Annotated in this window: 2 protein-coding genes; both read right to left on the reverse strand. The window is 33.8% G+C overall.

Annotated elements, in window-relative coordinates:
* Window positions 1-695: tetratricopeptide repeat protein (locus tag AC3DU7_RS31560; protein WP_488043177.1), on the reverse strand; the 695-nt coding region annotated here is incomplete at its 3' end.
* Window positions 696-883: 188 nt separating this feature from the next.
* The coding region (locus AC3DU7_RS31565; RefSeq protein ID WP_488043178.1) for a tetratricopeptide repeat protein at window positions 884-2,292 on the reverse strand (1,409 nt) is incomplete at its 5' end.

The following is a 2,292-nucleotide window of genomic DNA, read 5'->3' on the forward strand; positions in this document are numbered from 1 at the left end:
GTATAAACCAATAAAGTTTTTCCTGAAAAATCCGATCCATCCCATAGAGGTTGAGGAAAATTACCAGTTACATAATCCTTACGTTGACAACGCCATTCATACTCAGAAAAACCTTGAATAAAATTTCCCTGTTTGAGCAAAACAGCAGCTAAACCAAAGCGAGCATTGAGATGATTTTTATCTAATTTAATAGCCTCTTGATAATAATTTTGAGATTCCGTAAGTTTTCCTAGCTCTAAAAATATACTACCTAGACTATTATATACTTCAGTATAATTTGGCTTAAGTTCAAGGGATTTTTGATAATGCTCAATAGCTGCCTCAAATTGACCTTTATCTCTTAAAACACGTCCTAAGTTATGCCATGCTTCAGCATAATTAGGACGAAATTTAATTGCAGCTTGACAATGACTAAAGGCAGCATCAATTTGCCGATCTTCTTTAAGGGCCACAGCCAAATTATTATGAGTTTCCGCATAATCAGGATTAACTTTTAAAGACTCTCGATAATAAGCGATCGCCTGTTCTATTTGATTTTTTTTATAAGCACATATACCCAAAAGTTCTAAAGCTAAAAAATTATTAGGCTGCCTTTTTATAATCTGATGACAAATATTTGTTGTTTCTTCCAAATTTCCAGATTGGTATTTTTTGAAAGCTTGTTTAATTTCACTATCATCAAATTTTCTATCCATAGTTTTTGACCAAAAAATAAACTCTCAAGCCTCCCCTTTTAAGGGAATGAAAAAAGATTCGACTCAGTATTTCAAAGCTCTAACTTTCCTGCGGAATGCTGCGCAAACAGCCAAAAGCGATAACGTAGTTCTAATCATAGGAAGCTAACTGATAACTAAAATAACATTTCCTTTTGAGGATAACTATTCTACAGCAAATTTTTTAAACTATCTTTCACCTGTTCAAATACACTATCCCAATCTCCAATTTTTGTCTGTCTAAATAATCGCGCTGTGGGATACCAAGGACTATCATTTCTATCTAACATCCACCGCCAGTCAGAATCAAAATTTAATATTACCCAAACAGGTTTACCTAATACTCCTGCTAGGTGACCAATAACTGTATCTATTGTAATTACTAAATCTAGTTGTTGGATAGCTGTGGCAGTATCGGCTAGATCGTTAAAATATGAACCCAAATTATGTATTTGAGTTTGAGAGTTCAGCCATTCTAAATCTGCTGGCAATACCTCCTTTTGTAAAATATAAAAATTAGCTTTACCTATACTTAGAATTCCCTCTAAATATTGAACTGGGCAAGAACGTTTTTGACTGGTTTTAGTATTACTACTTGTTTGCCAACATATCCCTACTTTGAGATTTTTTTCTGAAGCAGATGGGATGGGAAAATTGGTTAACTTTGGCACAGATAAGTAAGGAATTTTAGCAGGTATAGTTTCTAGAGTAGTCTGGAAAATTCGAGGTAGACTCATCAATGAAATTTGCAGGTCAAAATCTGGTAATTTTTCACCAATAACAAATAATTCATCAATTCCTGAGATAGTGCTAAATAATAAGTTCAACCCAGCTTGATTAAGTTCGACAATTACACGCCCTCCTAATTTTTTCACCAGAGAAATATAGCGGATAAATTGAATAGAATCTCCCAAACCTTGCTCAGTATAAACTAACAAAGTTTTGCCCTGAAAATTTGAGCCATCCCACAAAGGTTGAGAGAAATCACGAGTTCTAAAACCTTTCTTTTGCCAGCGCCATTCATATTCATGAAATCCTTGAATAAAATTTCCCTGTTTAAGTAAAATAACTGCCAGACCAAAGTGAGCATTTGCATGATTTTTGTCTAATTTAAGAGCTTGTTGATAATATTTTTTAGATTCCACCAGTCTTCCTAGCTCTAAAAATATATTACCTAAACCATTATATGGTTCGGCATAATTTGGTTTGAATTCAAGAGCTTTTTGATAATGTTTAATGGCTGCTTCAAATTTTCCTCGCTCTAACAATATGTTACCTAGACCGTTATATGGTTCGGCATAATTTGGTTTAAGTTCAAGGGCTTTTTGATAATGTTTAATGGCTGCTTCAAGTTGTTGACTATCCTTCAGTGCCAAACCCAAATTACTATGAACTTCAGGATTATTTGGATTTAGTTTCACAGCTTGAGTTAGGTAGGAAACTGCTTCTTTTGGTTGCCCCTCTAAACCAGCAATAACTCCTAATAAATGTAGCGATCGTGAATTTTCTCCATCTCTTTCTAAGATTTTGTGGCAGATTTTTGTCGCTAATTTTAAATTTCCTTTTTGATAATTTTTCT

The organism is Okeania sp. (assembly GCF_983059655.1).